The following is a 24996-nucleotide window of genomic DNA, read 5'->3' on the forward strand; positions in this document are numbered from 1 at the left end:
TGGCGGTGTTCGCGGCGTCGGATCCGGGCTCTCCGGGGGCTCGCCGGACGGCTGACGGACGTCGTCCGCCAGTACGACGAAGCCTCTGTCTTCCGTCCTGGACCCTTTCGTTGCGGTAGGCACCCTTGACAGCGTGCGTACTGTTTCGCGACGTTTGAGCCCCTGCCGATTGGTTCGGATCTCGGTCCTCGACCGGGAGACGACTCCTCTGCGGTGCGGGTCGGCAAAATCAGAAAAGTGGCAGGACGCGGACAGCGCGTCATGGGGGGAGCTGTCGCCCATGCGATCCAGCAGTAAGGATCCACACGCCCTACTGGCCTGTGCTGTGACCGGTACCTCTCTCGCAGCGCCTACGGAAGGGTGGTTGATCTGAGGTGGAGATCACGATCCACAGACTCGACGGCCTGAGCGTCCCGCTGCGCGAGGCCTGGCACCGGGCGATGGACGCATCGCCCGAATACGCCAATCCGTTCCTGGCACCGGAGTTCGCGACGGGGGTCGGCAGGTACCGGGGCGGTGCGCAGGTCGCGGTCCTGAGCGAGGGCGGGGAACCCGTCGGTTTCCTGCCGTACGAGCGCAATGTCTTCGGCGTCGGGAGAGCCATCGGCCTCGGACTCTCGGACTGCCAGGCACTGGTGCACAGACCCGGGGTCACCTGGGACGCGGCGGAGGTGCTGCGCGCCTGCGGGCTGTCCATCTTCGAGTTCGACCATCTCGTCGAGGAGCAGCAGCCCTTCAGCAGATACGTTACGGGGAGGTTCGCCTCCCCGGTCGTCGACCTGAAGCCGGGGGACAGCGACTACCCGGGGTGGCTGCGCAGCGCCTACCCGGGCCAGGCGAAGACGACCCTGAAGAAGGAACGGCGCCTCGGGCGCGACGTGGGTGAGGTGCGGTTCGTCTTCGACGAGCGCGACCCGCGGATGCTGCGCACGCTCATGCAGTGGAAGTCCGCCCAGTACCGCAGGACGGGACGCATGGACCGGTTCGCGCGGCCCTGGATCGTCGACCTGGTGGACCACCTCTTCGGCGTCCGGGAGGAGCACTTCACCGGCGTTCTGTCCGTGCTCTACGCCGGGGACCGGCCGGTCGCCGCCCACTTCGGACCGCGGTCGCGCACGGTACTGGCCGCCTGGTTCACCGCGTACGACCCCGAATTCCACCGGTACTCGCCCGGCCTGATGATGCATCTGCGGACCGCCGAGGCGGCCGGCCGGAACGGTGTGAGCCTTCTTGACCTGGGGCGCGGTGACAAGGAGTACAAGGACTGGCTCAAGACGCGCGAACTGCGCGTGGGGGAGGGGTTCGCGGCCCGCCCCCATCCGGTGGCGGCGGCGCACCGGCTCTGGCGCAGGCCCGTACGCGGTCTGCGGAACACGGTCCTCGCCCATCCCACGCTACGGGACCCGGCCGACCGGCTCCTCAAGACCGTTGGCACGCTGCGCGCGTCGGGTCGCGCGGAATCCGGCGAAGTGGGACCCAGGGCAGGCTGACCCGGCCGCGCGGCGACATCCGAGGGGGCGGGAGGTTCTGAGGCCGCACAGTTCGGACGGGGGAGCCCTTCGGGCACGCTCGCACGGTTCGGACGAGGGAACCCTTCGGGCACGCCCGTACCGTGGGTGCGGTCGCGCGGCACGTCAGCGTCGTACGGCGATGGCATCGAGGTCGGGCGCCGGCCTCGGCGTCATACGGCGATGACCTCGACCCCTGCCTCCTCGAACCGCGCGATCGTTTCCGGCCCCACCGCCACGTCCGTGACGAGCGTGCCCACCGACTCGGCCGCGCAGATACGGGCGAACGCGCGCTGCCCCAGCTTGCTGGAGTCGGCGGCGACGATCACGCGCTCGGCCCGCTCGCACAGGAGGCGGTTGATCGCGGCCTCCGCCTCGTCGTGGGCGGCGGCGCCGTGCGTGGCGTCGAAGGCGACCACGCCGAGAACCGCGACATCCAGGGTGATCTGCCCGAGCACGCCGTCCGCCAGAGGGCCGATGAGTTCGTAGGACTGCGGCCGGGCGACCCCGCCGGTCACCACGATCTTGAACTGGGGGCGCACGGCGAGCTCGTTCGCGATGTTCAGCGCGTTCGTGACGACGGTCAGCGCGGGGGAGCCCGACGCCAGGTCGGGGCGTACCGCCAGGGCGCGGGCCACCTCGGTCGTCGTGGTGCCGCCCGTGAGGCCCACCGCCTCGCCGGGGGCGATGAGGTCGGCCACCGCTCTCGCGATGCGCTGCTTCTCCGAGGCGTGGCGGGCGGTCTTGTAGCGCAGCGGCAGTTCGTAGGAGACGCCGTGCACGACGGCGCCGCCCCGGGTGCGCACGAGCATCTGCTGCTCGGCGAGCTGGTCGAAGTCGCGCCGGATCGTCGCCGCCGAGACCTGCAGTCGTGTCGCGGCCTCCTCGACATCCAGGCGGCCCCGCTCCACGAGCAGTTCCAGCAGCGCCTTCCAACGGGCGTCGCGCGACATCCGACCCTCCATTCTTCGATCTTCCGCGACCCTAACGCACCTCACCTCAGCTCATTTGCTTGATTGTGCTCGAAAGCTCGCTATATCTTGCACAAACAAGCATCCATGGGAGGGGTAGGGCATGACCCATGTCGAGGACGAACTGAGCAGCCAGCCCGAGTGCTGGATCCGCGCCGCCGAACAGGCGGCCGAGCACGGCGCGGCACTGCCGTCGGCGGGGGAACGCGTCGCGATCGTGGGGTGCGGCACCTCGTTCTTCATGGCGCAGGCCGCGGCCGTACTGCGCGAACAGTCCGGGCAGGGTGAGACGGACGCCTTCGCCGCCTCGGAGTTCGCGGAGGGCCGCTCCTACGATCGGGTGGTCGCCCTCACGCGCTCCGGGACGACCACCGAAGTGCTCGAACTCCTCGGCCGACTGCGCGGACACACCCGTACGACCGCTGTCACCGCCGATCCGCACACGCCCGTGATGGAGTCCGCGGACGACATCGTCGTGCTCGACTTCGCCGACGAGCGGTCCGTCGTGCAGACCCGGTTCGCGACCACCGCGCTCACGCTGTTCCGCGCCCACCTCGGTCTCCACAGCGACGCCGTGGTCGCCGACGCGCGCACCGCGCTCGACACGCCGCTGCCCGAAGGGCTCGTCGACTGCGCGCAGTTCACCTTCCTCGGCCGCGGGTGGACCGTCGGTCTCGCCAACGAGGCCGGGCTCAAGATGCGGGAGGCGTCCCTCGCCTGGACCGAGTCCTACCCGGCGATGGAGTACCGGCACGGTCCGATCAGCATCACCACCCACGGCACCGCCACCTGGATGCTCGGCGAGGCACCCGAGGGTCTGGCCGAACAGGTGCGGCGGACCGGCGGGTTGTGGGTGGAAGGCGGTCTCGACCCGCTCGCCGAACTCGTCCGCGCCCAGCGCCTCGCCGTGGCCGTCGCCGCGGCGCGCGGCCTGGACCCCGACCAGCCGCGCCACCTCACCCGCTCGGTGATCCTGAGCCACTGATCCGGCCCGACCCCCCACGGAGAAGGAGGAGTTGTGCCCCTCGCAGCAACCGGTGAGCTGGTCGCCCGGGCCGCCGAGGCGCGGACCGCCGTCGCCGCGTTCAATGTCATCACACTGGAGCACGTCGAGGCCGTCATCGCGGGCGCGGAGTCGGCCGACGCGCCCGTCGTGCTCCAAGTCAGCGAGAACGTGGTCACGTTCCGCTACGGCCGGCTGCTCCCGCTGGCCCGCGCCGCGACAGCGGCCGCCGAACGTGCCTCGGTACCCGTCGCGTTGCACCTCGACCATGTCCAGAGCGACGACCTGCTGCGCCAGGCGCCCGGTGCCGGGTTCAGCTCCGTCATGTACGACGCGTCGCGCCTGCCCTACGAGGAGAACCTCGCCGCGACCCGGGCTGCCGCCGACTGGGCCCATGCCCAAGGCCTCTGGATCGAGGCCGAGTTGGGTGAGATCGGCGGAAAGTACGGTGAGCCGCCGCGTGACGCCCACGCGCCCGGCGCCCGCACCGACCCCATGGAGGCCCGCGCCTTCGTGGCCGACTCCGGCGTGGACGCGTTGGCCGTGGCGATAGGCAGCTCGCACGCGATGACCACCCGCACCGCGGCCCTCGACCACGACCTGCTCAAACGTCTGGCCGCCTCACTCGGCGTCCCGCTCGTCCTGCACGGCTCCTCCGGGGTGCCGGACGACGAGCTCTGGTCGGCCGTCCAGGGCGGTATCGCCAAGGTCAACGTCGGCACCGCGCTGAACATCGCGATGACCGGCGCCATCCGCGAGTTCCTCGCGGCCAGCCCCGAAGCCGTGGACTCACGGAAGTACCTCAGCGTGGGACGAGAGGCGATGGCACGGACGGTGGCGGGGCTCATCGGCGTGCTGCGGGGGTAGCCGGCGACTCGGCCCGGCACCCGCGACGCAGGCGCGGCTGCCGGGCCGATCGCTGTCCCGGGCGACCGCTCCCGGCCATGAACAGCGCTTCGGCGCAAGGGTGTCCGATGGTGGCTGTCCTCGGACCGGGTTCGGTCCCGCCGTCCTCTACGTGCCCCTACAGCTTGATATGCGGCCTGTTGCGCGGCCCCGGGCGCTCACCTCGCCGGTGCCGGGTCCGATCGGAGCCGCCGCCGCGCATGTGCTTTTGCACTGACGACAGTTCGAGCGGGTGACAAGGTGGCTACTGTGAACAAGTATGAGAAGGCCGAAAGGGCACGGCAGGCTCGCGGGCGAGGCATCGGCCCAAAGGCCGCTCGGGCAGGTGCCCGTATGCCCCATTGACGCGGGGAGCAGGGGTTGGCGGGGGATTCGGGGCAGAGCCGGCGCTGGACCGAGCGCAGGATGGAGAGGGCCTTGAGCGGTCAACTTCTGGCTGATATTCGTACGTTGGTGAGCGACGAGGATGCGTGCGCCCTGGTGAACACCGTGATGTCCGCCACCGGTCCGCGCCCCGCCGCGCATCGAGAAGTCCGTCGGCACCTGCCTTTGGGCCCGATGTGAACGGACTGATCTACTACCTCGCCGCGGCCATCCTCTGGATGGGACTCGCTGCCCAGCTGCCTGACCTGCGCCGCCACTGGAGAGACCCCCTCAAACGGTCCTTCTGCGCCGTCATCTTCCTGTCGGGACTCTGCTTCGTGCTCGGCGCGCCGCCCACCGTCGCCCTGGTCAACAACCTCACGGGCATACCCAATGTGGCAGCGCCGCTGACCTACGGCGCGGTGACCGCCTTCGGCGCGGCGTCCCTCATCCTCATCGTCCACTGGCGGAGCAGTGACCCCGAGCGGGTACGACGTACGTCCCGGGCATGGCTGTTCAGCTATCTGGGAGTCATCGCCGCCGAGGGCATCCTGTTCGCGCTGGGCGACGCGCCGGTCGAGCGCCGGGCCGACTTCGACACCTACTACGCCTCGACTCCGTTCATCCGAGAGATGATCGTGCTGTACCTGGCGGCGCACATGGTGGCGGCGGTGACGACGACCCTGTTGTGCTGGCGCTGGACACGGAAGGTCAAGCGCTGGACCCGCGGGTCGTTGGCCCTGCTCGTGCTCGGCTGGCTGTTCACCAGCGCCTACAGCGTCGTCAAGTCCGTCGCGCTGACGGCTCATTGGCTCGGGCACCGCTGGGACGGTCTCAGCACCAGCGTCGCACCGCTCGTGGCCGTCGGCTCCTGCCTCGTCTCGGCGGGCTACATCCTTCCCCTCGTCGGTCCGCGCATCGACTCCGCCGTCACGCTCGTACGCCTGCGCCCGCTGTTCTGTCTGCTGACGGGACCGACCAGCCGTCGGCGCGGCGTCGCCGCGTTGTCGTGGCGGACGATCGGAGACGTCGAACTGCAGCTCACCACGCGTGAAACGGCCATCCGCGACGGCCTCAAGCGGCTCTCCGGACAACTCGACGACCAGGTGCGGCGCCGCGCCTATCGGGAGGCGCTGGCCGCCGGGTCCTGCGCGGCGGACGCCGAGGTCATCGGGATGGCCGCGATGGTCGCCGTGGCCGCTCTCGCCGAGGCTCCGTCCCCCGACACGGAGACCGGCACGATCGGCATCTCGGTCGGTGACGTCGACGTCGTGGTCTCCGTCAGCGCACGCGTGCGACGTCCCGCCGCCGGTTCGCGGTCGTTGGACACGGGCCAGCCGTCCTTGCTGAGCCTGTCGCGGGCGGTGCGCACCCCCATCGTCGACGCCGCGATCCAATCGCGGAGAACCGCGGTGCGACAGCTCTCCTGACCGCGCCCACCGTGGCCTGCGTACGGCTGCCTTGCCCGGCCCCGGACGACCCACGCGGAGCGCGGACCTCCAGACCCGGGCTCCGCGCGTGGACCGCCGGGCTCAAGCCCCTGCCGCGGACACCGTCACACGGGGATCGGGCCCACCGAGTCGAGGAAGGCGCTCTCCTCGTCGGTCAGCGGCGGCCCGGACAGGGGCTCCAGGACGGGACCCTTCAGAGTGGCGAGCAGCAGCTTGGGGTGCACGAGGGCGCTCGCGTCCGCCTGGAGCGTGAGGACCGCGCACATGGCCGCGGACACGGGGTACGAAGTGGTGGCCACGCGTGCCATCCGGCCCATGTAGCGGCTGAGGAGCCGGTCCACGAGTGTCGGCGCCTTGCCGACGACCTCCGGGAACCACTGGTCCTGGGACGTACTCAGTGTGTAGGCGGCCGAGACGGACTTGGCGGCCTCGCGCTGGACGCCGCGGGCGAACCCCGGAGAGGCGACGTCGGCCCGCTGCACCTGCCGGCTCAGGGTCTGGGCACCGAGGGCCGCGATGGACATGCCCTGACCGTAGACGGGGTTGTAGGTGGCGACGGCGTCACCGAGCACGACCAGGCCCTCGGGCATGGCAGCCTTGTGGAAGTCGCGGCGCCTGTTGCGGGTGCTGCGGCTGAGGGACACGTCGCCGAGCGGCTCGGCATCGGAGATGAGCTGCCCGATGAGGGGGTGGCGCAGGCCGAGCGCGAAGTCGGTGAACTCCTCGGGGTCGGCGGTGGGTTCGCCGCCGCGGGTGCCCGCGAGGCTGACCAGCCAGCGGCCGTCCTCGATCGGCACCAGGTTTCCCGAACGCCCCGGCCCGGAGTCGGCGGGGTCCGCCTCGACCTGGGTCACCGGGAAGTGCTCCGCGCCCTTCGGCACGCTGAAGACCCGGCTGGCGTAGACGAGCCCCGAGTCGACCTCGTCCGTGGGTATCCCCGGCACGCCGAGCGTCTCGAGCCAGTGCTCGACGCGTGATCCCCGGCCGCTCGCGTCGACGACGAGATCGGCACGCAGGTCTTCCTCGGCGCCGTCGGAGAGGGCGCGTACACCAGTGACGCGCTGAGCGGTTCCCAGCAGGGACACCGCCTCGGCACGGCGGACCGTGACCTGTGCGGTGTCCAGGACCGCGCCGCGCACAGTCCATTCGAGCAGGTCGCGGCTGCAGCAGGTGAGCAACAGTTCGTCGGTCACGGTCGGCCAGCGGCGGAACCAGCCCTGCGGGCCGAAGCCCAGCATGTCGGTGAGGGGCTGTTCATGAGCTCCCGACGCGAGCAGACGCTCGCGCACGTCGACTCGGGGGAGCAGCTCCTGGATGGCGTCGCGTCCGCTGGGCAGGAGGATGTGAGCGTGCCGTGCCTGCGGAGTCCGCCTGCGAGGCTGCGGCCCCTCGGGCAGTTCGTCGCGCTCCAGGACGATCACTTCGTCCACGGACCGGGACAGTGCGGCTGCGGCGAGCAGACCGGCCACGCTCCCACCGATGACGACAGCGCGGCGCGACATGATTCCCCCAGGTGTCCTTGGTGAGCGCCCTCACTCTACGATCGAACACGCAGGCGTACAGGGGAGATCGGAAAGTGCGCCCGTTCTGTTGTTCGGCGACGAGCCGGGTGTCCTCCCGCCGCCGGCGTCCGGTGTGAGCCGGTCGATGACCAGGCTGGTCAGAGGGCGTGCCGGACGTCATCGAACCGGGTTCGTCTATGCGCTGACGTCCTTCTTCACGGCCCGCAGAATCACGAACTTGGCGTCGCCCGCGACCAGTTCGCTGTTGCCGAAGAGCCTGCGCAGCTTCAGGTGGTACCCCAGGTGGCGATTGCCGATCACCCACAGCTCGCCGCCCGGCCGCAGCGCGCGCCGGGCGTCCGAGAACATCCGCCAGGCGGTCGTGTCCGTGGTCGCCTGGTGGGAGTGGAACGGCGGATTGTTCAGGACGAGGTCGACACTCCCGGCGGGGACGCCCGCCAGCCCGTCGGCGACACGGAAATCGGCGCTCCCGTCGGCGTTCGCCTGGTAGGTCGCCTCCGCCGAGGCCACCGCCTGGTACGACTCGTCGGCGAACAGCACCTCGGCGTCCGGATTCGAAAGCGCCATCGCCGTACCGATCACGCCGTTGCCGCAGCCCAGGTCCACGACCCGCTCGGTGCCCCGGCTGCGCGGCAGATGCTGGAGGAAGAAGCGGGTGCCGATGTCGAGACGGTCGGCGCAGAAGACACCCGCGTGGTTGACGACCGTGCGGCCGGACACCACACCGACGTCGTCCGGGAGCTGGTAGCTGTACGGCCAGGGGTTGGCCTTCCGCGCGATCCCCTGGAGAGGGGTGCAGAAGATCAGCCGGGCCTTCTTCTCGGCCAGCGAGGTGCGGGTCGGACCGAGGATCCGCTCGAAGAGATGCAGTGTCGAGGTGTGGATCTCCTTGACCATCCCGGTGCCGACCACGACCGTCCCCTCGTGCACGCCGGGCGCCAGCCGGTGCAACTGATCCTCCAGGAGGGCGAGGCTCTTGGGCACCCGCACGAGCAGTACGTCGATCCGCTCCGGAGGCGGGTCCTGGGTCGTGCGGAGCCGGACCGCGGACTCCTCGGCGCCCGCCCGCGCCAGATTCGCGCGGGTCGACTCCTGCGCGAGGAGGGAGTCGGTGATCTGTGTCGGCCGTCGCGACGACAGCGCCGTGGCGAGCGCGCCCCACCGGTCACCGACGATCACGACCGAACCCGTCAGGGGGACGTCGCTCTCCGCGAGGTGCCGCAGCAGATAGGTGTCGGCGGCGTCCCAGGCGCGCAGCCGGTCGCGTGGGTCCTCGGGGAAGCGGGCGAGCTCGTAATCGCCCCAGGGTGTGGTCATACGGTCGTTCATCGTGGGTCCAGGCTATGCGACGCGGACCGTCCCGGATGCGCGAGGATGGGGGCATGTCGATGGACGCGGAGCTGTTCCCCCGCGACCGGACGGAGATCGCGCCCGGCGCGGTGCACCTCCCGGACTGGCTGGAGGCCGACCGTCAGCGGCAGCTGCTGGAGGCCTGCCGCGGCTGGGCACGCCCGCCGGCTGGCCTGCGCACGGTCCGCACTCCCGGTGGCGGCACGATGACCTCCCGGCAGGTCTGTCTGGGCTGGCACTGGTACCCGTACGCCTACGCCCGCACGGTGGTCGACGGCGACGGCTCCCCGGTGAAGCCCTTCCCCGACCGGCTCGGCGAGCTGGCCCGGGAAGCGGTGACGGACGCCCTCGGCGCCGAGGCCCTCGGCCCGGAGGGGTCCGCCTCGTACGACATCGCGCTGATCAATTTCTATGACGCCGAAGCCCGCATGGGCATGCACCGTGACAGTGACGAATCGTCCGACGCTCCGGTCGTGTCGCTGAGCCTGGGCGACACCTGCGTCTTCCGGTTCGGGAACACGGAGTCCCGGGCGCGGCCGTACACCGACGTCGAGCTGCGCAGCGGCGATCTCTTCGTGTTCGGCGGCCAGTCACGGCTCGCCTTTCACGGAGTGCCGAGGGTGTACGCGGGCACGGCACCCCCCGAGTTGGGACTGACCGGGCGGCTGAACGTCACGCTCCGGGTCAGCGGCTTCTAGACCAGGGCCCGCGTTCCCGGCCGCGCGGCCGGGATGCGATCCGAAAGCCGGGCGCCGCGCCCGCGTGTCTCCTCTGCACGGCCCCGCGGACCGGACGGGCCCCGCGGGAGCGGATCATGGGAGACTCGCCCTCATGAACGGCAAGGCGGGCCCCCGGGCGGCAGGGGATGGGAACACGCGGACACGGCTCGACCGAGGCCGCGGGGCACTCGGACCGGCGCTGGAGCTCGTGCACACCGGGCGCGCGCCGACGCGTGCCGTGCTCACCGCCGAGCTGGGCGTCACCCGGGCGACCGCGGGCGCGGTCGCCGCGGAGCTGGAGGCGCTCGGGCTGATCCGGGTCGACGCGCGGCCCGGTGCCGCCGCCGGTTCGCAAGGCCGGCCCTCGCACCGGCTGGAGGTCGCCGAGGACGGACCCGTCGCGCTGGCCGCACAGGTGCACGCCGACGGATTCCGCGCCGCGCTCGTCGGCCTCGGCGGCCGGATCGTCGCGACCGCGCCCGGCTGCGAGACCGTCGACGCCGATCCGGCGAAGGTGCTCGGCTCGGTCGTCGACGCCGGTGCCGAACTGCTTCGGGAGACCGGGCGCCGCTGTGTGGGCGCCGGGCTCGCCGTACCGTCCGCCGTCGCCGAACCCGAGGGACTCGCCCTCAACCCCCTGCACCTGGCCTGGCCCGCGGGCGCCCCTGTCCGGCAGATCTTCGCCGAGCGGGTGCGCGCGGCCGGTATCGAGGGGCCGGCGTTCGCCGCCAACGACGTCAACCTCGCCGCCCTCGCCGAGCACCGGCACGGAGCGGGCCGCGGCGCCCGCGACCTGCTCTGCGTGGCCACCGGACACCGTGGCGTCGGCGGCGCCCTGGTGCTCGACGGGCGCCTGCACACCGGCAGTTCGGGGCTCGCGCTCGAAGTCGGCCACCTCACCGTCAATCCCGAGGGCGGCCCCTGCTACTGCGGCAGCCGCGGCTGTCTCGATGTCGAGGCCGACCCGCTGGCCTTCCTCACCGCCGCCGGCCGTGACCCCGGCCCCGAGGTGTCACTGCTCCAGCAGTCCAACGAGCTGATCCGCGACGAGTACGCCGATCCGTCCGTCCGTACGGCCGTCGAGGCGCTGATCGACCGCCTCGGCCTCGGTCTCGCGGGCCTCGTCAACATCCTCAATCCGGACCGCATCATCCTCGGCGGACTGCACCGCGCCCTGCTGGACGCCGACCCGGACCGGCTGCGCGCCGTCGTCGCCGACCGCAGCCTGTGGGGACAGAGCGGCGGAGTGCCGATCCTCGCCTGCACCCTGGACCACAACAGCCTGGTCGGCGCGGCCGAGTTGGCGTGGCAGCCGGTGCTGGACGACCCGCTGAGGGCACTGCCCGTCTGACGCTCATGAGCGCCGGACGACGGCGTAGGCGCGCCCGGCGTCCTCCGAGAATCCGTCCACCAGGTTCTCGCCCAGGGCGAGTTCGAGCCCCGGGCGGACCCGGCGCAGCAGGTACGGCGTCCCCGGGCCGCCGTTGACCGAGCGCGCCGACGCGGGAGTGACCGTCGAAGGCGAGGAAGCCGCCGACCTCGGCGGCCTGGCGCCGCACCACGAGGTCTCCGGTGTGTAGTGGGCCGCTTGGTGCAGCCCGGTCGCCGCGACGACGTGGACCTCGGCGTCGCGGGAGCTCAGCGGCAGATGCGCGGCCCGCCTGCCCAGGCCGTACGGCGTTCACTGGACCACGTTGCCGCCGCCCTGCGCGCGGAACGCGGCCGGCTCGGTCCGCGCGGCGGACGCGTCGCGCAGGCCTCGCCCGGGAGCAGGGGACTACCAAGAGTCGAGGTCCCCCGTCCGCGGAGGAGAGTCGCCGCACGAAGCAGCCCGAGGCGCCCGGTGTACTCCCCGGGAGGTACGCGCGGTGCCGCTGGCCGTACGACGACTCGGACCCCCTGCCGGGGCGAGTCTCGAAGCATCACCAAGAGATCCCGCGGAGACGCGCGATTCCACCGAGGAGATGACTCGAGATGCAGACCCTGGCGAACTGGGACGGCGGCCCCGGCCCGTGGATCCTGTTCCTTCCGCTGATCTGGGCGGCCGTCGTGATCGGCGTCGTGACCGTGCTGCGCCGCACCGCCTGGCGCGGGCGCCGTGGCCCGTGGCGCGGGGTGGGCGGCTTCGGCCCCGGCGGCTCCCTGCCGGCCGGCGACTCGCCGATCGCCGTGCTCGGCCGCCGCTTCGCCTCCGGGGAGATCGACGAGGACGAGTACTGGCGTCGGCTCTCCGTCCTCGACGAGCAGTTCGGGCGCACCGGCAAGGGCGGTGCGGCATGACGACCACGACCGCCCGCCGGGACGCGGCACGCGTCGCCGAGGCCGTGAAGGTCTACGGCAGCGGCGACACCGCCGTGCGGGCCCTGGACGGGGTGAGCGTCGGCCTTCCGGCCGGCCGCTTCACCGCGATCATGGGGCCCTCGGGCTCCGGCAAGTCGACCCTCATGCACTGCGCGGCCGGCCTCGACACCCTCACCTCGGGAGCCGCGTACATCGGCGACACCGATCTCGGCACCCTCGACGACCGCCGCCTGACCCTGCTGCGCCGCGACCGCATCGGCTTCGTCTTCCAGGCGTTCAACCTGATCCCGACGCTCACCGTCGCCGAGAACATCGCCCTGCCGATGGACCTCGCCGGAACCAAGGGCTCCCGCGAATGGACCGACGCCCTCGTCGACGTCGTCGGCCTGCGCGACCGGCTCCACCACCGGCCCAGCGAGCTGTCCGGCGGACAGCAGCAACGCGTCGCCGTGGCAAGGGCGTTCGCCGGACAGCCCGACGTCGTCTTCGCCGACGAACCCACCGGCAACCTCGACTCCCGCTCCGGCGAGGAGGTCCTGAACCTTCTCGGCCGGGCGGTGCGCCAGATGGACCGTACGGTCGTCATGGTCACGCACGACCCCGTCGCCGCCGCGCACGCCGACGAGGTGGTCTTCCTCGCCGACGGACGCCTCGTGGACCGGATGGAGAACCCGACGGCCGACAAGGTCCTCGACCGCATGAAGGCCTTCGACGGCAAGGGGGCACCGGTATGAACGCCGCCCTGCGCCTCAGCGTCTCGTCGCTGCGCTCCCACAAACGCCGCTTCGCGGGCACGTTCTTCGCCGTGCTCCTCGGCGTCGCCTTCCTGGCCGGCACCCTCGTCATGGGCGACACCCTGCGCGCCGGATTCGACACGATGTTCGGCAACGCGACCAAGGGCACCGACGCCGTGGTCCGCAGCGCCGACACCATCACCACACCGGGGGAGAGCCAGGGCGTACGGGCGCCCGTCGCCACCGATCTGGTGAGGACGATCGAGCGGACCCCCGGTGTCGCGGCCGCCGCGCCGGACATCCAGGGCGCCGGCCAGCTCATCGGCTCCGACGGCAAGCCCATCGGCGGCCAGGGCCCACCCACCCTCGCGGGCAACTGGATCGACGACCCGAAGCTCAACGCGTACCGCCTCGCCGAAGGCCACGCCCCGTCGAAGTCCGGCGAGGTCGTGGTCAACAGGGGAGCCGCCGAGAAGGGCGACCTGAAGATCGGCGACACGACGGTCCTGCGCACGCCCGACCCCGTCCGGGTGACGATCGTGGGCCTCGCGACCTTCGGTGGCGAGGACGGCATGGCCCAGGTGACCTTCACCGGCATGACGCAGGCCGACGCGGAGAAGTACCTGACCGCGAAGCCCGGCGAGGCCGCGAGCATCCGCGTGCGCGCGGGCCCGGGAGTCGGTCAGGACGAGCTCGTCTCCGACCTGGCTCCCGTACTCCCCAAGGGAGTCGAGGCCATCTCCGGACAGGAGTCCGCGCAGGAGAACACCGACATGATCTCCAGCCAGTTCCTGACCATCTTCACCACGCTCCTGCTCGTCTTCTCCGGCATCGCGCTCCTCGTCGCGACCTTCTCGATCCACAACACCTTCGCGATCGTCGTCGCCCAACGCACCCGCGAGAACGCGCTGTTGCGCGCCCTGGGTGCCTCGCGTCGACAGGTCACCGTGTCGACCCTGGCCGAGGCGAGCGTCGTCGCCGTGACCGCCTCGGCCGTGGGACTCCTCGGTGGGATCGGTATCGCCGCCGGACTCCAGGCGCTGTTCCCGGCCATCGGATTCCCGTTCCCCGAAGGCGGCCTGGTGATCAGCGGGCTGTCCATGCTGCTGCCGCTCGGCGTCGGCATCGTGGTCTGTCTCGGCTCCGCCCTGCTGCCCGCCGAACGCGCCGGACGCACCGCGCCGCTCGCCGCGCTGCGGGAGACGGCGGTCGACGAGTCCGGCGCCTCGCGCGGACGCGCGACCGTGGGCGGCGGACTGGCCGCCCTCGCGGTGGCCGTTACGCTGACCGGCGTCCTGCTGACGCCGTCGCTGTGGCTCGCCGGACTCGGCGCCGTGCTGGCCCTCGCCGCCTTCGTGGTCCTCGGACCGGTCGCGTCCTCCACCGCCGTACGCGTCCTCGGCGCGCCTCTCGTCAAGCTGCGCGGCGTCACCGGAGGTCTCGCCCGGCGCAACGCGCTGCGCAGCCCCAAGCGGACCGCCGCGACCGCCGGCGCCCTCATGATCGGCGTCGCCGTCGTCTCGCTGTTCACGGTCTTCGGCGCCTCGCTCAAGGCCACCATGGACCAGACCGTCTCCCGCTCCTTCGCGGGTGACGTCGCCGTCAGTACCCCGTCGTTCGGCGCGGGCGGCAGCGGACTCAGCCCGAAACTGGCCCCCGCCATCGCGCGTCAGCCGACGGTCGAGAACGCCGTCGGGCTGGGCAAGGGTGTCGCCGAAGTCAACGGAAAGGGCCGCGCGTTGACGGTCACCGACCCGGTCACGCTCGGCAAGGTCTTCGACCTCGGCGACGTACAGGGCTCGCTGAGCGACCTAGGCTCCGACGGCATCGCCATCACCCGCAAGGAGGCCGACAAACAGCACCTGGTCACCGGCGACACGGCCCGGCTCGCCTTCACTGACGGACAGAAGACGAACTTCACCGTCCGTGCCGTCTACGGCCAGTCGGAACTCGCGGGCGACTACGTCATCACCCGCGCCGCCTGGGCCCCGCACCGCACCCAGGACTCCGACACGCTCGTCGCCGTCTCCTTCAAGCACGGCGTGAGCAAGGCGGAGGGCAAAGCCGCGGTGCAGCAGGTCGCCGAGCGGTACGGCAACCCCGAGGTGCAGACCCGGGACGAGTACGCGCAGTCCTCGGCGGGCGGCATCGACATGATGCTGACCCTGGTCTACGCCCTGCTCGCCCTCGCGGTGCTCATCGCCCTGCTCGGCATCGCCAACACCCTCACGCTCGCGATCCACGAGCGCACACGGGAACTCGGTCTGCTGCGGGCCGTCGGGCAGACCCGGGCGCAGTTGCGCGCCATGGTCCGCTGGGAGTCGGTCCTCGTCGCCGCCTTCGGCACGGCGGGCGGACTCGCCCTGGGTGCCTTCCTCGGCTGGGTGCTCGTCGAGGCCTCCGACGGCGCGTCGGACAGCGCGTTCGCCTTCGCGATCCCGCCGCTGCGGCTCGCGGTGGTGGCCCTGGTGGGTCTCGCTGCCGGGGCCCTCGCGGGACTGCGCCCGGCACGGCGGGCGGCACGCCTGGACGTGCTGCGCGCCATCGCCACCGAGTGAGCCACCCGGGGCCGTACGACGCCCGCGTATGAGCGGCGTACGAGAGAGGGGTCACCGCCCGGTCAGCCGGCAACGGCCGACCGGGCGGGAGCGTGTTCGGGCCTGAGTACGTCGACGGTGTGCCTGAGAGTGGCCTCGCCGGCGGTCTCGTACGGCGAACGCAGGGCAGCCGCCACCACGGGTGTCGACGCCGGAAGCGTGAACCACACGACCTTGCCCGACTCGCCGTTGGGCCGCACACCCCAGCTCTCGCTCACCGCCGCGACCATGGCGAGGCCGCGTCCGCAGGTCGAGCCGGGGCCGGCTTCCCGCACCACGGGAAGCCGGGGGTCGTGGTCGTGCACCGAGACCGTGAGCCGGTCGAGCAGCAGCTCGATCTCCACGGTGCACAGTTTGTCCGGCTGGGCGTGCCGGTGGACATTGGTCAGCAGCTCGGTCACTCCGAGTGCGGCCCGGTCTATCAAGGGGTCCAGATGCCAGTAGCGCAACTGCGCAGAGACGATTCTGCGGACCTGGCCGATCCGCGACGGCAGGGCTTGGAGCTCCACCGTGCAATGCCTGCTTGGCTGGCTGATCACGGCTGCGACTCCCCGAATTGAGGTCCGGAAGAAGACGGAGATCGGATCCAGCAGAGGCGGCTGAGTGGAACGGCCGCCTGCTGTGGTGGCCGGCGGGCTGGTTCGCAGCGTTATCGCCGGTAAACCCAGAGTAGTGATGTGACATCAGAGTGGCGCAGGGGGCGCGGTCCTGCAACTCGCGGCGCTTCGGCGCGTCGCGGGCGCACTTCAGCCGCTGCGTCCCGCCGCCCTGCGGACCGCCTCGATGAAGCGGCGCGCCGAGGGTGGTCCCGGCCTGCCGGGTGCGGGATCGTGCTCGCCGAGCGTGAGGGAGTAGCGCGTGCCGTTGACGTCCGCCAAGGCCCGGTCCTCGTGCGCGAACCAGGGCTTCGACGCGCGCACCGCCTGCACCGGCGCGCTGTCGATCTCGCTCCCGTAGCTGGTGAGCAGTTCCAGCCTGCCGTCGCTGATCCGGACCTGTCCGGCCCGGGTGAGCGAGCGCAGCCTCTTCCCGATCCGCACGCCCGTGGCCGTGAACTCCGGCTCCGCCATGATGCCCCGCCCCCTCGTGTGCTCCGGCTGTGGCCTGTCGTGACCCAGTGTGCATCCCCGTCGGGGGCGATCGGCCCCGTGCGGTGCAGTCTGCCCGCAGGCAACGTCGAGCACCAGTGCTCTCGACGAGGTGGTCGCGGTGACGGGAGCAAAGGCCGGGATGCGCCCCCCATGTGGATTCCCGCGCTCCCCCCAGGGGTGCCTTTGGGCTGCCCAAAGATGTGTTTATGCAGGTGAGAAGGGTGCGGAAGGTGTTTATGATCGAGGCGTCCGACCAGTCGAAGCGGAGTCGGTGCCATGCGTTAGGAGCCATCCCGTGAGCACTCCCCAGCAGACCCGGACCGGCGAGACCCTCGATGTCGACCGCAGTGACGCGGAGTACCGGAGCTGGCTCAAAGAAGCCGTCCGCAAGGTCCAGGCCGATGCCAACCGCTCGGCCGACACCCATCTGCTCCGCTTCCCGCTGCCGGAGGAGTGGGGCATCGATCTGTACCTGAAGGACGAGTCGACCCACCCCACCGGCAGCCTCAAGCACCGCCTCGCCCGCTCCCTCTTCCTGTACGGCCTCTGCAATGGCTGGATTCGGCCGGGCCGACCGGTGATCGAGGCGTCCAGCGGTTCGACCGCCGTGTCCGAGGCCTATTTCGCGGGGCTGATCGGCGTGCCTTTCATCGCGGTCATGCCCCGTACCACGAGCGCCGAGAAATGCCGCTTGATCGAATTCCACGGCGGGCAGTGCCACTTCGTGGACGATTCGCGCAAGATCTACGAGGAGTCCCTCGCACTCGCGGCCGAGACCGGCGGCCACTACATGGACCAATTCACCTATGCGGAAAGGGCCACGGACTGGCGGGGGAACAACAACATCGCCGAATCCATCTTCCGCCAGCTGGCGTTGGAGCGTTTCCCGGAGCCCGCGTGGATCGTCGCCACGGCCGGCACCGGCGGTACGTCGGCGACCCTCGCACGCTACGTCCACTACATGCAGGCGGACACCCGTATCTGTGTCGCCGACCCGGAGAACTCCTGTTTCTTCGAGGGGTGGACCACCGGCGATCCGGACGTCACCTGCGACTGCGGCTCGCGCATCGAGGGCATCGGCAGGCCGCGCATGGAACCGAGCTTCGTGCCCGGGGCCATCGACCGGATGATGAAGGTGCCGGACGCGGCATCCGTCGCCGCCGTACGCGCACTGGAACAGGCCATGGGCCGCAAGGCGGGCGGTTCGACCGGCACGGGCCTGTGGAGCTCCCTGAAGATCGTCGCCGAGATGGTGGCCGAGGGGCGCAGGGGAAGCGTGGTGACACTGCTGTGCGACCCCGGGGACCGCTATCTCGACAAGTACTACTCGGACGCGTGGCTGGCCGAACAGGGCCTGGACATCGCGCCGTACACGACGGCGATCAACTCCCTGCTGGAGACGGGCGTCTGGCCTGCCTGACCCTCGGCGCCGGGCAACGCTGTCGGCCTCCATGACCAGGCCGACCCCCGCGTCGGCCTTCGCGCCACCGGTCGGCCACGCCCGCCCGAACCTGCCTCGGCCGGATGGGCTGCCCCGGGGGTTGGCCCAGGACTGGGCGTCCAACACCCGTCCGGGGGAACCCAGTTGTTCCTCACGCCTCACGCCTCACGCCTCACGCCTCACGCGTCACGCCTGACGCCTGACGCCGACGTCTGACACGTCACGACTGACGCGTGACGACTGACGCGTGACGACTGACGCGTCATGACTGGGCGCGGCATGACTGGTGTTGTCCGCCCCGTGCGCCGGCGATTCAGGCGGGTGTCGTCGCCAGTCGCCGGTCCAGTGCCGTGACCGCGCCGCGGAAGGCGCGGCCCAGACCGCCCCGCCCCACGGTGAGCGCCGCCCGGAAGAAGGCTGTTCCGTCGGCGGCGAAGGTCCACTGCACGTGGGTCCCCTTGCCCGCGGGCGTCAGCCGCCACTCCTCGACCAGGGCGCGGATCCCCGGCGCGTTCGTGACATCCACCCGGTACGCGTACACCTCGGGAGCCTCGGCGACGAGGACGGTCTCCTCGAAGCGTGTCCCGCCGCGGAGCCGCACCTCGCGCCCGCTGCCGTCCGCGGCGGGCCGGGCGAGCGTCACCGCCGAGAACCACTCGCTCCAGCCGGACACGTCCTCGGCGAGCGCGGCGAAGACCGCCTCGGGAGACGCGGTCACCTCCCGCGCGAACACCAGACGCAGCGGAGCGGTCTCGACGAAGTCGGGTCCCACCGGACGCAGGCGACGTGCCATGAGCGAACCCCCTTGTGGGAACCGGGTCCCGGTCTCCGTGTGTGCGCGGACGCCCGCGACGGCCCCGCTCGACCGCCTCGCGGAACCGGCCCCGGTCCGCGGCGAGCGATGGCCTGGGCGCACCCGCGCCACGGACGGCGCCGACGGCGTGACCGGCGGCGCGGGCAGCGTCACCCTAGCTGGCGGACCGTCAGATGTCTGTATCGTCCTCGGGTTCGCCGGCCACCACCAGGCGCCGCAGGTGCTCCGCGATCTCCACGCGAGCCGCGGCGGGCATCCCGCTGTCGGTCACCAGTGTGTCCACCTGTTCCAGCGCGGCGAACGAACTGAGGCCCACCGTGCCCCACTTGGTGTGGTCCGCGACCACGACGACGCGTCGCGCGGACTGCACGAGCCGCCGGTTGGTCTCCGCCTCCGCGAGGTTCGGCGTCGACAGCCCGGCCTCGGCCGCTATGCCGTGGACACCGAGGAAGAGGACATCGAAGTGCAGTGCCGCGATGGCCTGATCGGCCACCGGCCCCACGAGGGAGTCGGACGGCGTGCGCACCCCACCGGTGAGGACGACGGTCGCCGCGCCCGGACGCTGACCGGACGTTCGCTGCGCCGAGTGGAACACGTCCGCCACGCGTACCGAGTTGGTGACCACGGTGAGGTCCGGGACGTCAAGGAGATGATGGGCCAGCGCGTACGTCGTCGTCCCACCGGAGAGGGCGATCGCCGACCCCGGCGCGACCAACTCGGCGGCGGCCCGCGCGATGTCCTCCTTGGCGGTCAGCTCCAGACCCGACTTGGCCTCGAAACCCGGTTCGTGCGTGCTCGCTTCGACCACCGGCACCGCGCCGCCGTGCACCTTCTCGACGACACCCTGACGGGCCAGCGCGTCGAGGTCGCGGCGGACCGTCATGTCGGAGACGCCGAGTCTTCGCGTCAGCTCGTTCACGCGGACGCCACCGCGGCGACGCACCTCGTCGAGGATCAGAGCGCGCCGCTGCTCCGCGAGGAGGTTCTGATTCTCACTCACGACCGCTCCGGTCCTTTCGCCGCTGCCTGCCCGACACTCCGTCCGAACCCACTCCCACGTGGACATTCTCCTTGTCCGAGGTCTGGAGGACGTCCCATCCTTGCACGGGACACCGCCAGTCGCGCCACTGCCCGCACGCTCACGTCGCCCCTCCCGTGGCGCAACTTTCACACGTATCGGGGAGATTCCGTGAGTTCGGCTGTGCACGCTGCCCGGAGCGCGGGATCCTTGTGCCTGCACATGACACATGCGACACGCGTGGCACGGGGGAAGTGCGGACAGTGGAACGTGCACGGGAACAAGCCATCGACGGGGAGTCCAGCAGCCCCGTACAGCCGCCCGAGGCGGCCGGGACCGCCCTGGAACTCCTGGTTCACGGGGTCGGCGGCGCCACGCCGGAGGACATGCTGAACGATCCGCGGACGGTCCGGATCACCGGCGACGTGACGGCGGCCGTGTTCCGGCGCGCCGACGACGTCGACGCCGAGGAGCGGCCCGGCGACCACCGCGGCGGGCCGGTGCGCGAGGCGTACGTCTGGTGCAACCTCACGTCCGGCAACGGCGCCCGCGCCCTGTGGCTCTTATTGCTGCCCTTCATGGTGGTCAACCTCGCGCACTGGATGCGCCCCGCCTCAGCCGGCCGCGGCAGAGCCGTGCGCCTGTACGGGCTGCTCGTCCGCCTCGCCGGGCTCACCCTCACGGTGCTGCTGGTCGCCGCGGCCTGCGAGGTCGCCCTCGATCTGGCCGCCTGGCAGTGCGCGGGCACCCGTGCGTGCGTGCGCAACCACTCCTGGCTCGGCTTCCTCTCCCCGGACCGGCCCGACGCCGGCTGGTGGAGTCAGCCGGGCCGCCGCCTCGCCCTGGCCTGCCTGGTGCCCGCGGCGCTCACCACCCTCCTGTGGTACCTGTCGCACCGCACCTGGAGCGCGTACGAGTCGCAGCAGCCCATGTCCCGCGCCGCCGAGCCCGACGAGGAGACCGACGGTTCCGGACTCGGCCGCCCCGGCTTCTGGTACGGGCGTCGCCTGGTGGCCCGGCTGCGCGCCGCGCACACCGCCGCGGGCTTCCTGACGGTCGCCGCGGCCGTGGGCTCCTCGACCGCCCGCTACGACCGTGCGCCGGGCGGGCCCGCCGTACTGGAAGCGCTGGGCGCCCTCCTGAACGCAACACTCGTGGTGGGCGCGGCCCTTGTGCTGTGGGTGGTCTGCCGTCGCGGCCGCAGCGAGAACCGCATCGACCACGGACGCGACCGGGGGCTCGTGCGCCGACTGCCGCCGGCCTCGCTCGTCCTGCTGGCCCTCACCCTGGTGTACGCCTGCTGGTCACGGCCGGACTGGCACTCGGCGGGGCGCCTGCCCGGCGACACCACGTTCGGCGGCCTCGCCCTCGGACAGGGCCTGCTCGTGATCGCGCTCGGCGCGGTCGCCCACTCCCTCTACCGCACGAATCCCCGGGTTCCCGGCACCCCCCGAACAGCGGGCGGCGACGCGCGCACCGCGATGCGCGGCTTCGCGGGACCCGCCGTCGCCATGCTCGCCTGCGCACTCGGCGGCGTGATGTCCGGAGGGGTCTCCCAGCGGGTCGCCGACTGGCTCGACGGCACCCGGCACTCGATCCCCGGCCCGCCCGTCCTGCTGACCTGGCAGGCCTCCGCCATCCCGCCGCTGCTCGTCGTCCTGCTCGCCCTCGTCGGCTGGCTCGCCCGGTGCACCTGGCAGCTGCGCCACCGCGAGACGATCGCCGTCGGGCGCGACTACCCGAGCGAGGCCAAGGACATCGCCCGCACCCGCCGCATCGCGAGCACGCGCGCGATGGCCGCACTCACCGACCGGGCGCCGCTCATGATCGGCGTCATCTCGTCCGCGACACTGCTGCTCGGGGCCGGCGCTCTGGCCGGGGCCTTCGCCACCGGGGACGCTCCGAGCGAGGCCGCGCGGGGGACGTACGGCGTCGTCCAGGGCGCGGCCGAGACCGCGCAGGCACTCGGCTCCTGGCTGATCGGCCTCGGCTTCATCCTGTTCGTCACCTGGGGCCGTCGCGCCTACAAGGACCCCGCCGCCCGCCGCACCATCGGTATCCTCTGGGACGTCGGCACCTTCTGGCCGCGCGCGGCCCACCCCTTCGCGCCGCCCTGCTACGCCGAGCGCGCCGTGCCCGACCTCACCTGGCGCATGGCCACCTGGACCCGTACCACCGGCGGACGCCTCGTGCTCTCCGGACACTCCCAGGGCAGTGTGCTGGCGGCCGCCGCTGCCTGGCAGCTCAAGCCCTCGGTACGCAAGAGGATCGCGCTGCTCACCTACGGTTCACCGCTGGAGCGCCTGTACGGACGGTGGTTCCCGGCCCACTTCGGGCCCGCCGCCCTGGCCTCACTGCACCGCGAGGTCGCCTGCTGGCGCAATCTCTACCGTCCCACCGACCCCATCGGCGGACCCGTCCGGCTGCCCGGCGACTGCGGTCCCGAGGTCGACCACGAGCCCTTGATGGACCCGCTCGCCTACGGCCGCACCGAGCGGCAGCCGCTGCCCGCGCCGGTCCTCGGCCACTCCGACTACCAGGCGGACCCGGCCTTCGCCGACGAGCGGGACCTGCTGCTGGCCCGGCTGCTGCCCGAGGTGCCCGGCCAGCGTCCCCGAACGGAGGCTCAGGGCAGCTCCGGGAGATCCTCCGAGTAGAGCAGGGTCAGGTCGTCCGTGTTCGGCTCGTCCAGCTGGGCGACCCGGCCCGCGTGCCGCTCCACCATCGCCTCGAACGTCTGCCGCGCCGTACGGCCGTTGCCGAACGCGGGCCCCTTCGGGATCGCCGTGAAGTACTTCAGGAGCGCCTCGGCCGCGCCCGGACCGAGCCGGTACTCGTGCTCCTCGGCCTGCTGCTCCACGATCCTCAGCAGCTCGTCGGGGAGATAGTCGTTGAAGGTGATGGTCCGTGAGAAGCGGGACGCCACACCGGGGTTGACCGACAGGAACCGCTCCATCTCGGCGGTGTACCCCGCGACGATCACGACGACCGCCTCCCGGTGGTCCTCCATCAGCTTCACCAGGGTGTCGATGGCCTCGCGCCCGAAGTCGCGGCCCGAGTCCTCCGGCGACAGCGCGTACGCCTCGTCGATGAACAGCACACCGCCGCGCGCCCGGTCGAACGCCTCCTGGGTGCGGATCGCGGTCGACCCGATGTGCTCACCGACCAGGTCCACCCGGGACACCTCGACCAGATGCCCCTTCTCCAGCACACCCAGCGAGGCGAGGATCTCGCCGTACAGCCGGGCGACGGTCGTCTTGCCGGTGCCGGGGGAGCCGGTGAAGACGAGATGGCGCCGGGCGGACGCCGCCTTGAGGCCGGCCAGCTGCCGGCGGCGGCCCACCTCGATCATGTCGGTGAGGGCCCGCACCTCGCGTTTGACGCTCTCCAGGCCCACCAGTGTGTCGAGTTCACCGAGGACGATCTTCGACCCACGGGCCGGCTGCGCGGGCTCCACGGCGGTGACGAGCGGCTCCCGCTCAGTGCTGCGCTGACCGGGGATCGCCCCCAGCAGACTCGCGGACGAAGCCGACGTCTCGACCGCCGCTTCGTGCGCCGGAGCGCGCAGGCCGGTGCTTTCGTCGCTCGCGCAGTCCTCGACGATCGGGCCTCCGCCGGGCGCCGCGCCTGCGTCGGCGAACTCGAAACCGCCGCGCGCGCACCGCTCCGTACGGCATTTCCGCAGGGTCGCCCGGCAGCCGTCGATCACATGGAAGCCATAGCCTCCGCTGTCCGCCACCCGGCAGTTCAGGAAGCTGCCCCGGCCGTCGGCCGACACATAGAAGCCCGCCTCGGCGGGCGAGGTGACCGTGCAGCGCTCAAGAGTCGGATCGGCGCCCTTGGTGACGATCACGCCGGTCTGTGTGCCGTCCACGATGCAGCCGGACAGGGTGCCGCCGCTGCCGTGGTCACGGAACCAGGCACCGGTCGCGGCGTCCCGGATGCGGCAGTCGTCGAGCTGTGCCGTGGCACCGTCGCTCACCGACACCGCGGTGTTGCGCACCTGCGAGATGTCGCAGTCGACGACATCCGCGCGCGAGCCCCGGTCGAGGACGAAGAGGGCGTCCGGCACGTCGTGCACCCGGCACGAGTCCAGCACGGCGGTCGCGCCGTCGCTCACCCACACAGCGGGGTAGTCGCCCGTGCTGTCGAAGATCTCGCACTGGTTGGCGTCCACGCGTGTGCCGGGGTCCCAGACCGACAGGCCGTTGCGCCCGAACTGCCGCACGGTCGTGCGGGTCAGGGTCAGCACCGAGCGGGAGCGCAGGTCTACCGCGTTCTCCGGGATGTCGTGGATGCGGCAGTCGGCCAGCGTGAGCACCGCGTCCGTGTCGAGGGTGACACCGTCGGCGGTCGTCCGGTGCACATCGCAGTCGGTGAGATGAGCCGTGGCCCGGCCGGTGATCTGCACCCCGGAACCCTTGACCTCGTACACCTCGCAGCCCACCGCCTCCAGCGACGAGTTCTCGCCGGTCACCGAGAGTCCCGCACCCGAAGTGTGGTGCACCCGGCAGCGCTCGAGGCGCGGATGCGCGCCCCCGCGGACCGCGACGCCCGACTGACCGGCCGCGACGATCTCGCACTCCTCGAACACCCCACCGCCGCCGTCCAGTACGGCGATGCCGACTCCCGCGGGGTTGTCGACCGTGCAACGGCGCACGGTCGGGCGGGCACCACCGCGTACCTCGATCCCGGCGGCGGACCGCGTGACGATCCGCACGTCCAGCAGTTCCGGGGTGCCGTCCTCGACGAGCAGCGCGGGCGCGGCCGAGTCCTGGCCCTCCACATGCAGGTCCTGGACCACGGCGGAGGCGCGCACGGTCAGCGGCACGCCGTCGACCGGCGCGATGCGCACGGAGCCGGGGGAGCCCTCGGGGCCGCGCAGCGTCACCGCGCGCTCCACCACGAGGTTCTCCCGGTAGGTGCCGGGAGCGACGGTCAGGACGTCACCGTCGGCCGCGGCCTCCAGGGCGGCGGCCAGCGATGCGTACTCACCCGTGCGGCGCCGCCACCGCGAGGTTCCGGTGTGCGTCACCTGGACCGTGCCCTGTGCCATGGCGCTGTTGTGCCCCCACCTCGTCGTACGCGGGTCCTGCGAGGCCGTGCTGATGCCCCGTCGGTCGGGATCCCGGTCCCTGCCGGACAGCCTCTCACGACGGTGCCGAACAGTTCGGCCGGTCCACCGTAGCGTGCGCGGGGACGCCCG

General features: G+C 71.8%; 19 protein-coding genes. 11 read left to right on the forward strand and 8 right to left on the reverse strand.

The features are described 5' to 3' along the window. Nucleotides 1–374 precede the first annotated feature (374 nt). Nucleotides 375–1490, forward strand: a complete 1116-nt coding sequence (locus ABZX90_RS33300; RefSeq protein ID WP_355211148.1) for a GNAT family N-acetyltransferase — start codon at nucleotides 375–377, stop codon at nucleotides 1488–1490. A gap of 191 nt (nucleotides 1491–1681) precedes the next feature. Here the strand turns inward: ABZX90_RS33300 and ABZX90_RS33305 are convergent, their stop codons facing one another. Then, nucleotides 1682–2461 (reverse strand): DeoR/GlpR family DNA-binding transcription regulator, encoded by a 780-nt coding sequence (locus ABZX90_RS33305; protein ID WP_355211151.1) that lies wholly within the window; start codon nucleotides 2459–2461, stop codon nucleotides 1682–1684. A 121-nt stretch (nucleotides 2462–2582) separates the two neighbouring features. Here ABZX90_RS33305 and ABZX90_RS33310 point away from each other — a divergent pair, with 121 nt between their 5' ends. The 3 genes from ABZX90_RS33310 (at nucleotide 2583) to ABZX90_RS33320 (ending at nucleotide 6181) form a co-directional block, all read left to right on the forward strand. Next, the gene (locus tag ABZX90_RS33310; protein WP_355211154.1) at nucleotides 2583–3464 is read left to right on the forward strand and encodes a sugar isomerase; all 882 of its coding nucleotides are present in this window, start codon (nucleotides 2583–2585) and stop codon (nucleotides 3462–3464) included. Between the two features lie 33 nt (nucleotides 3465–3497). Beyond that, nucleotides 3498–4349, forward strand: coding sequence for a class II fructose-bisphosphate aldolase (locus ABZX90_RS33315; RefSeq protein ID WP_355211157.1), 852 nt, complete (start codon nucleotides 3498–3500; stop codon nucleotides 4347–4349). 599 nt (nucleotides 4350–4948) lie between these two features. Then, the gene (locus ABZX90_RS33320; RefSeq protein WP_351130122.1) at nucleotides 4949–6181 is read left to right on the forward strand and encodes an MAB_1171c family putative transporter; all 1233 of its coding nucleotides are present in this window, start codon (nucleotides 4949–4951) and stop codon (nucleotides 6179–6181) included. Between the two features lie 125 nt (nucleotides 6182–6306). On the opposite strand, the gene ABZX90_RS33325 is transcribed toward ABZX90_RS33320, so the two are convergent. Together ABZX90_RS33325 and ABZX90_RS33330 are read right to left on the reverse strand one after the other, a co-directional pair. Then, nucleotides 6307–7704 carry an FAD-dependent monooxygenase gene (locus tag ABZX90_RS33325; RefSeq protein ID WP_355211160.1) on the reverse strand — a complete coding sequence of 466 codons (1398 nt, stop codon included), beginning with the start codon at nucleotides 7702–7704 and terminating at the stop codon, nucleotides 6307–6309. 195 nt (nucleotides 7705–7899) lie between these two features. After that, a complete protein-coding gene (locus ABZX90_RS33330; protein WP_355211163.1) occupies nucleotides 7900–9054 on the reverse strand; it encodes a methyltransferase in 1155 nt (384 codons plus the stop codon). Between the two features lie 59 nt (nucleotides 9055–9113). Between ABZX90_RS33330 and ABZX90_RS33335 the strand changes: the two genes are divergently transcribed. From ABZX90_RS33335 to ABZX90_RS33355, 5 genes are all read left to right on the forward strand, one after another. Next, nucleotides 9114–9773 carry an alpha-ketoglutarate-dependent dioxygenase AlkB gene (locus tag ABZX90_RS33335; protein WP_351130226.1) on the forward strand — a complete coding sequence of 220 codons (660 nt, stop codon included), beginning with the start codon at nucleotides 9114–9116 and terminating at the stop codon, nucleotides 9771–9773. Between the two features lie 133 nt (nucleotides 9774–9906). Continuing rightward, on the forward strand, nucleotides 9907–11145 hold the full coding sequence (locus tag ABZX90_RS33340) for an ROK family protein (protein ID WP_351130128.1): 1239 nt from the start codon (nucleotides 9907–9909) through the stop codon (nucleotides 11143–11145). A 623-nt stretch (nucleotides 11146–11768) separates the two neighbouring features. After that, nucleotides 11769–12074 carry an SHOCT domain-containing protein gene (locus ABZX90_RS33345; RefSeq protein WP_351130131.1) on the forward strand — a complete coding sequence of 102 codons (306 nt, stop codon included), beginning with the start codon at nucleotides 11769–11771 and terminating at the stop codon, nucleotides 12072–12074. Further along, on the forward strand, nucleotides 12071–12829 hold the full coding sequence (locus tag ABZX90_RS33350; RefSeq protein ID WP_355211167.1) for an ABC transporter ATP-binding protein: 759 nt from the start codon (nucleotides 12071–12073) through the stop codon (nucleotides 12827–12829). Before ABZX90_RS33345 ends, ABZX90_RS33350 begins: the two co-directional genes overlap by 4 nt. Next, nucleotides 12826–15387: an FtsX-like permease family protein gene (locus tag ABZX90_RS33355; RefSeq protein WP_355211170.1), complete on the forward strand. Its 2562-nt coding sequence runs from the start codon at nucleotides 12826–12828 to the stop codon at nucleotides 15385–15387. Before ABZX90_RS33350 ends, ABZX90_RS33355 begins: the two co-directional genes overlap by 4 nt. Before the next feature lie 62 nt (nucleotides 15388–15449). On the opposite strand, the gene ABZX90_RS33360 is transcribed toward ABZX90_RS33355, so the two are convergent. Further along, the gene (locus tag ABZX90_RS33360) at nucleotides 15450–15965 is read right to left on the reverse strand and encodes an ATP-binding protein (RefSeq protein WP_351130138.1); all 516 of its coding nucleotides are present in this window, start codon (nucleotides 15963–15965) and stop codon (nucleotides 15450–15452) included. Nucleotides 15966–16172: 207 nt separating this feature from the next. Beyond that, entirely contained in the window at nucleotides 16173–16496 is a 324-nt protein-coding gene (locus ABZX90_RS33365) for a hypothetical protein (RefSeq protein ID WP_261703200.1), read from the reverse strand. Nucleotides 16497–16812: 316 nt separating this feature from the next. Here ABZX90_RS33365 and ABZX90_RS33370 point away from each other — a divergent pair, with 316 nt between their 5' ends. After that, nucleotides 16813–17937: a PLP-dependent cysteine synthase family protein gene (locus tag ABZX90_RS33370; protein WP_351130141.1), complete on the forward strand. Its 1125-nt coding sequence runs from the start codon at nucleotides 16813–16815 to the stop codon at nucleotides 17935–17937. A 334-nt stretch (nucleotides 17938–18271) separates the two neighbouring features. On the opposite strand, the gene ABZX90_RS33375 is transcribed toward ABZX90_RS33370, so the two are convergent. Beyond that, on the reverse strand, nucleotides 18272–18751 hold the full coding sequence (locus ABZX90_RS33375) for an SRPBCC family protein (RefSeq protein WP_351130143.1): 480 nt from the start codon (nucleotides 18749–18751) through the stop codon (nucleotides 18272–18274). Between the two features lie 190 nt (nucleotides 18752–18941). Continuing rightward, nucleotides 18942–19772, reverse strand: a complete 831-nt coding sequence (locus ABZX90_RS33380) for a DeoR/GlpR family DNA-binding transcription regulator (RefSeq protein WP_355211175.1) — start codon at nucleotides 19770–19772, stop codon at nucleotides 18942–18944. A 281-nt stretch (nucleotides 19773–20053) separates the two neighbouring features. Between ABZX90_RS33380 and ABZX90_RS33385 the strand changes: the two genes are divergently transcribed. Further along, on the forward strand, nucleotides 20054–22447 hold the full coding sequence (locus ABZX90_RS33385; protein WP_355211178.1) for a hypothetical protein: 2394 nt from the start codon (nucleotides 20054–20056) through the stop codon (nucleotides 22445–22447). Here the strand turns inward: ABZX90_RS33385 and ABZX90_RS33390 are convergent. Next, the gene (locus ABZX90_RS33390) at nucleotides 22417–24846 is read right to left on the reverse strand and encodes a right-handed parallel beta-helix repeat-containing protein (protein ID WP_351130149.1); all 2430 of its coding nucleotides are present in this window, start codon (nucleotides 24844–24846) and stop codon (nucleotides 22417–22419) included. The two genes, ABZX90_RS33385 and ABZX90_RS33390, sit on opposite strands and share 31 nt — an antisense overlap. Nucleotides 24847–24996 lie beyond the last annotated feature (150 nt).

Source organism: Streptomyces sp. NPDC002935 (assembly GCF_040611295.1).
Lineage (GTDB): Bacteria > Actinomycetota > Actinomycetes > Streptomycetales > Streptomycetaceae > Streptomyces.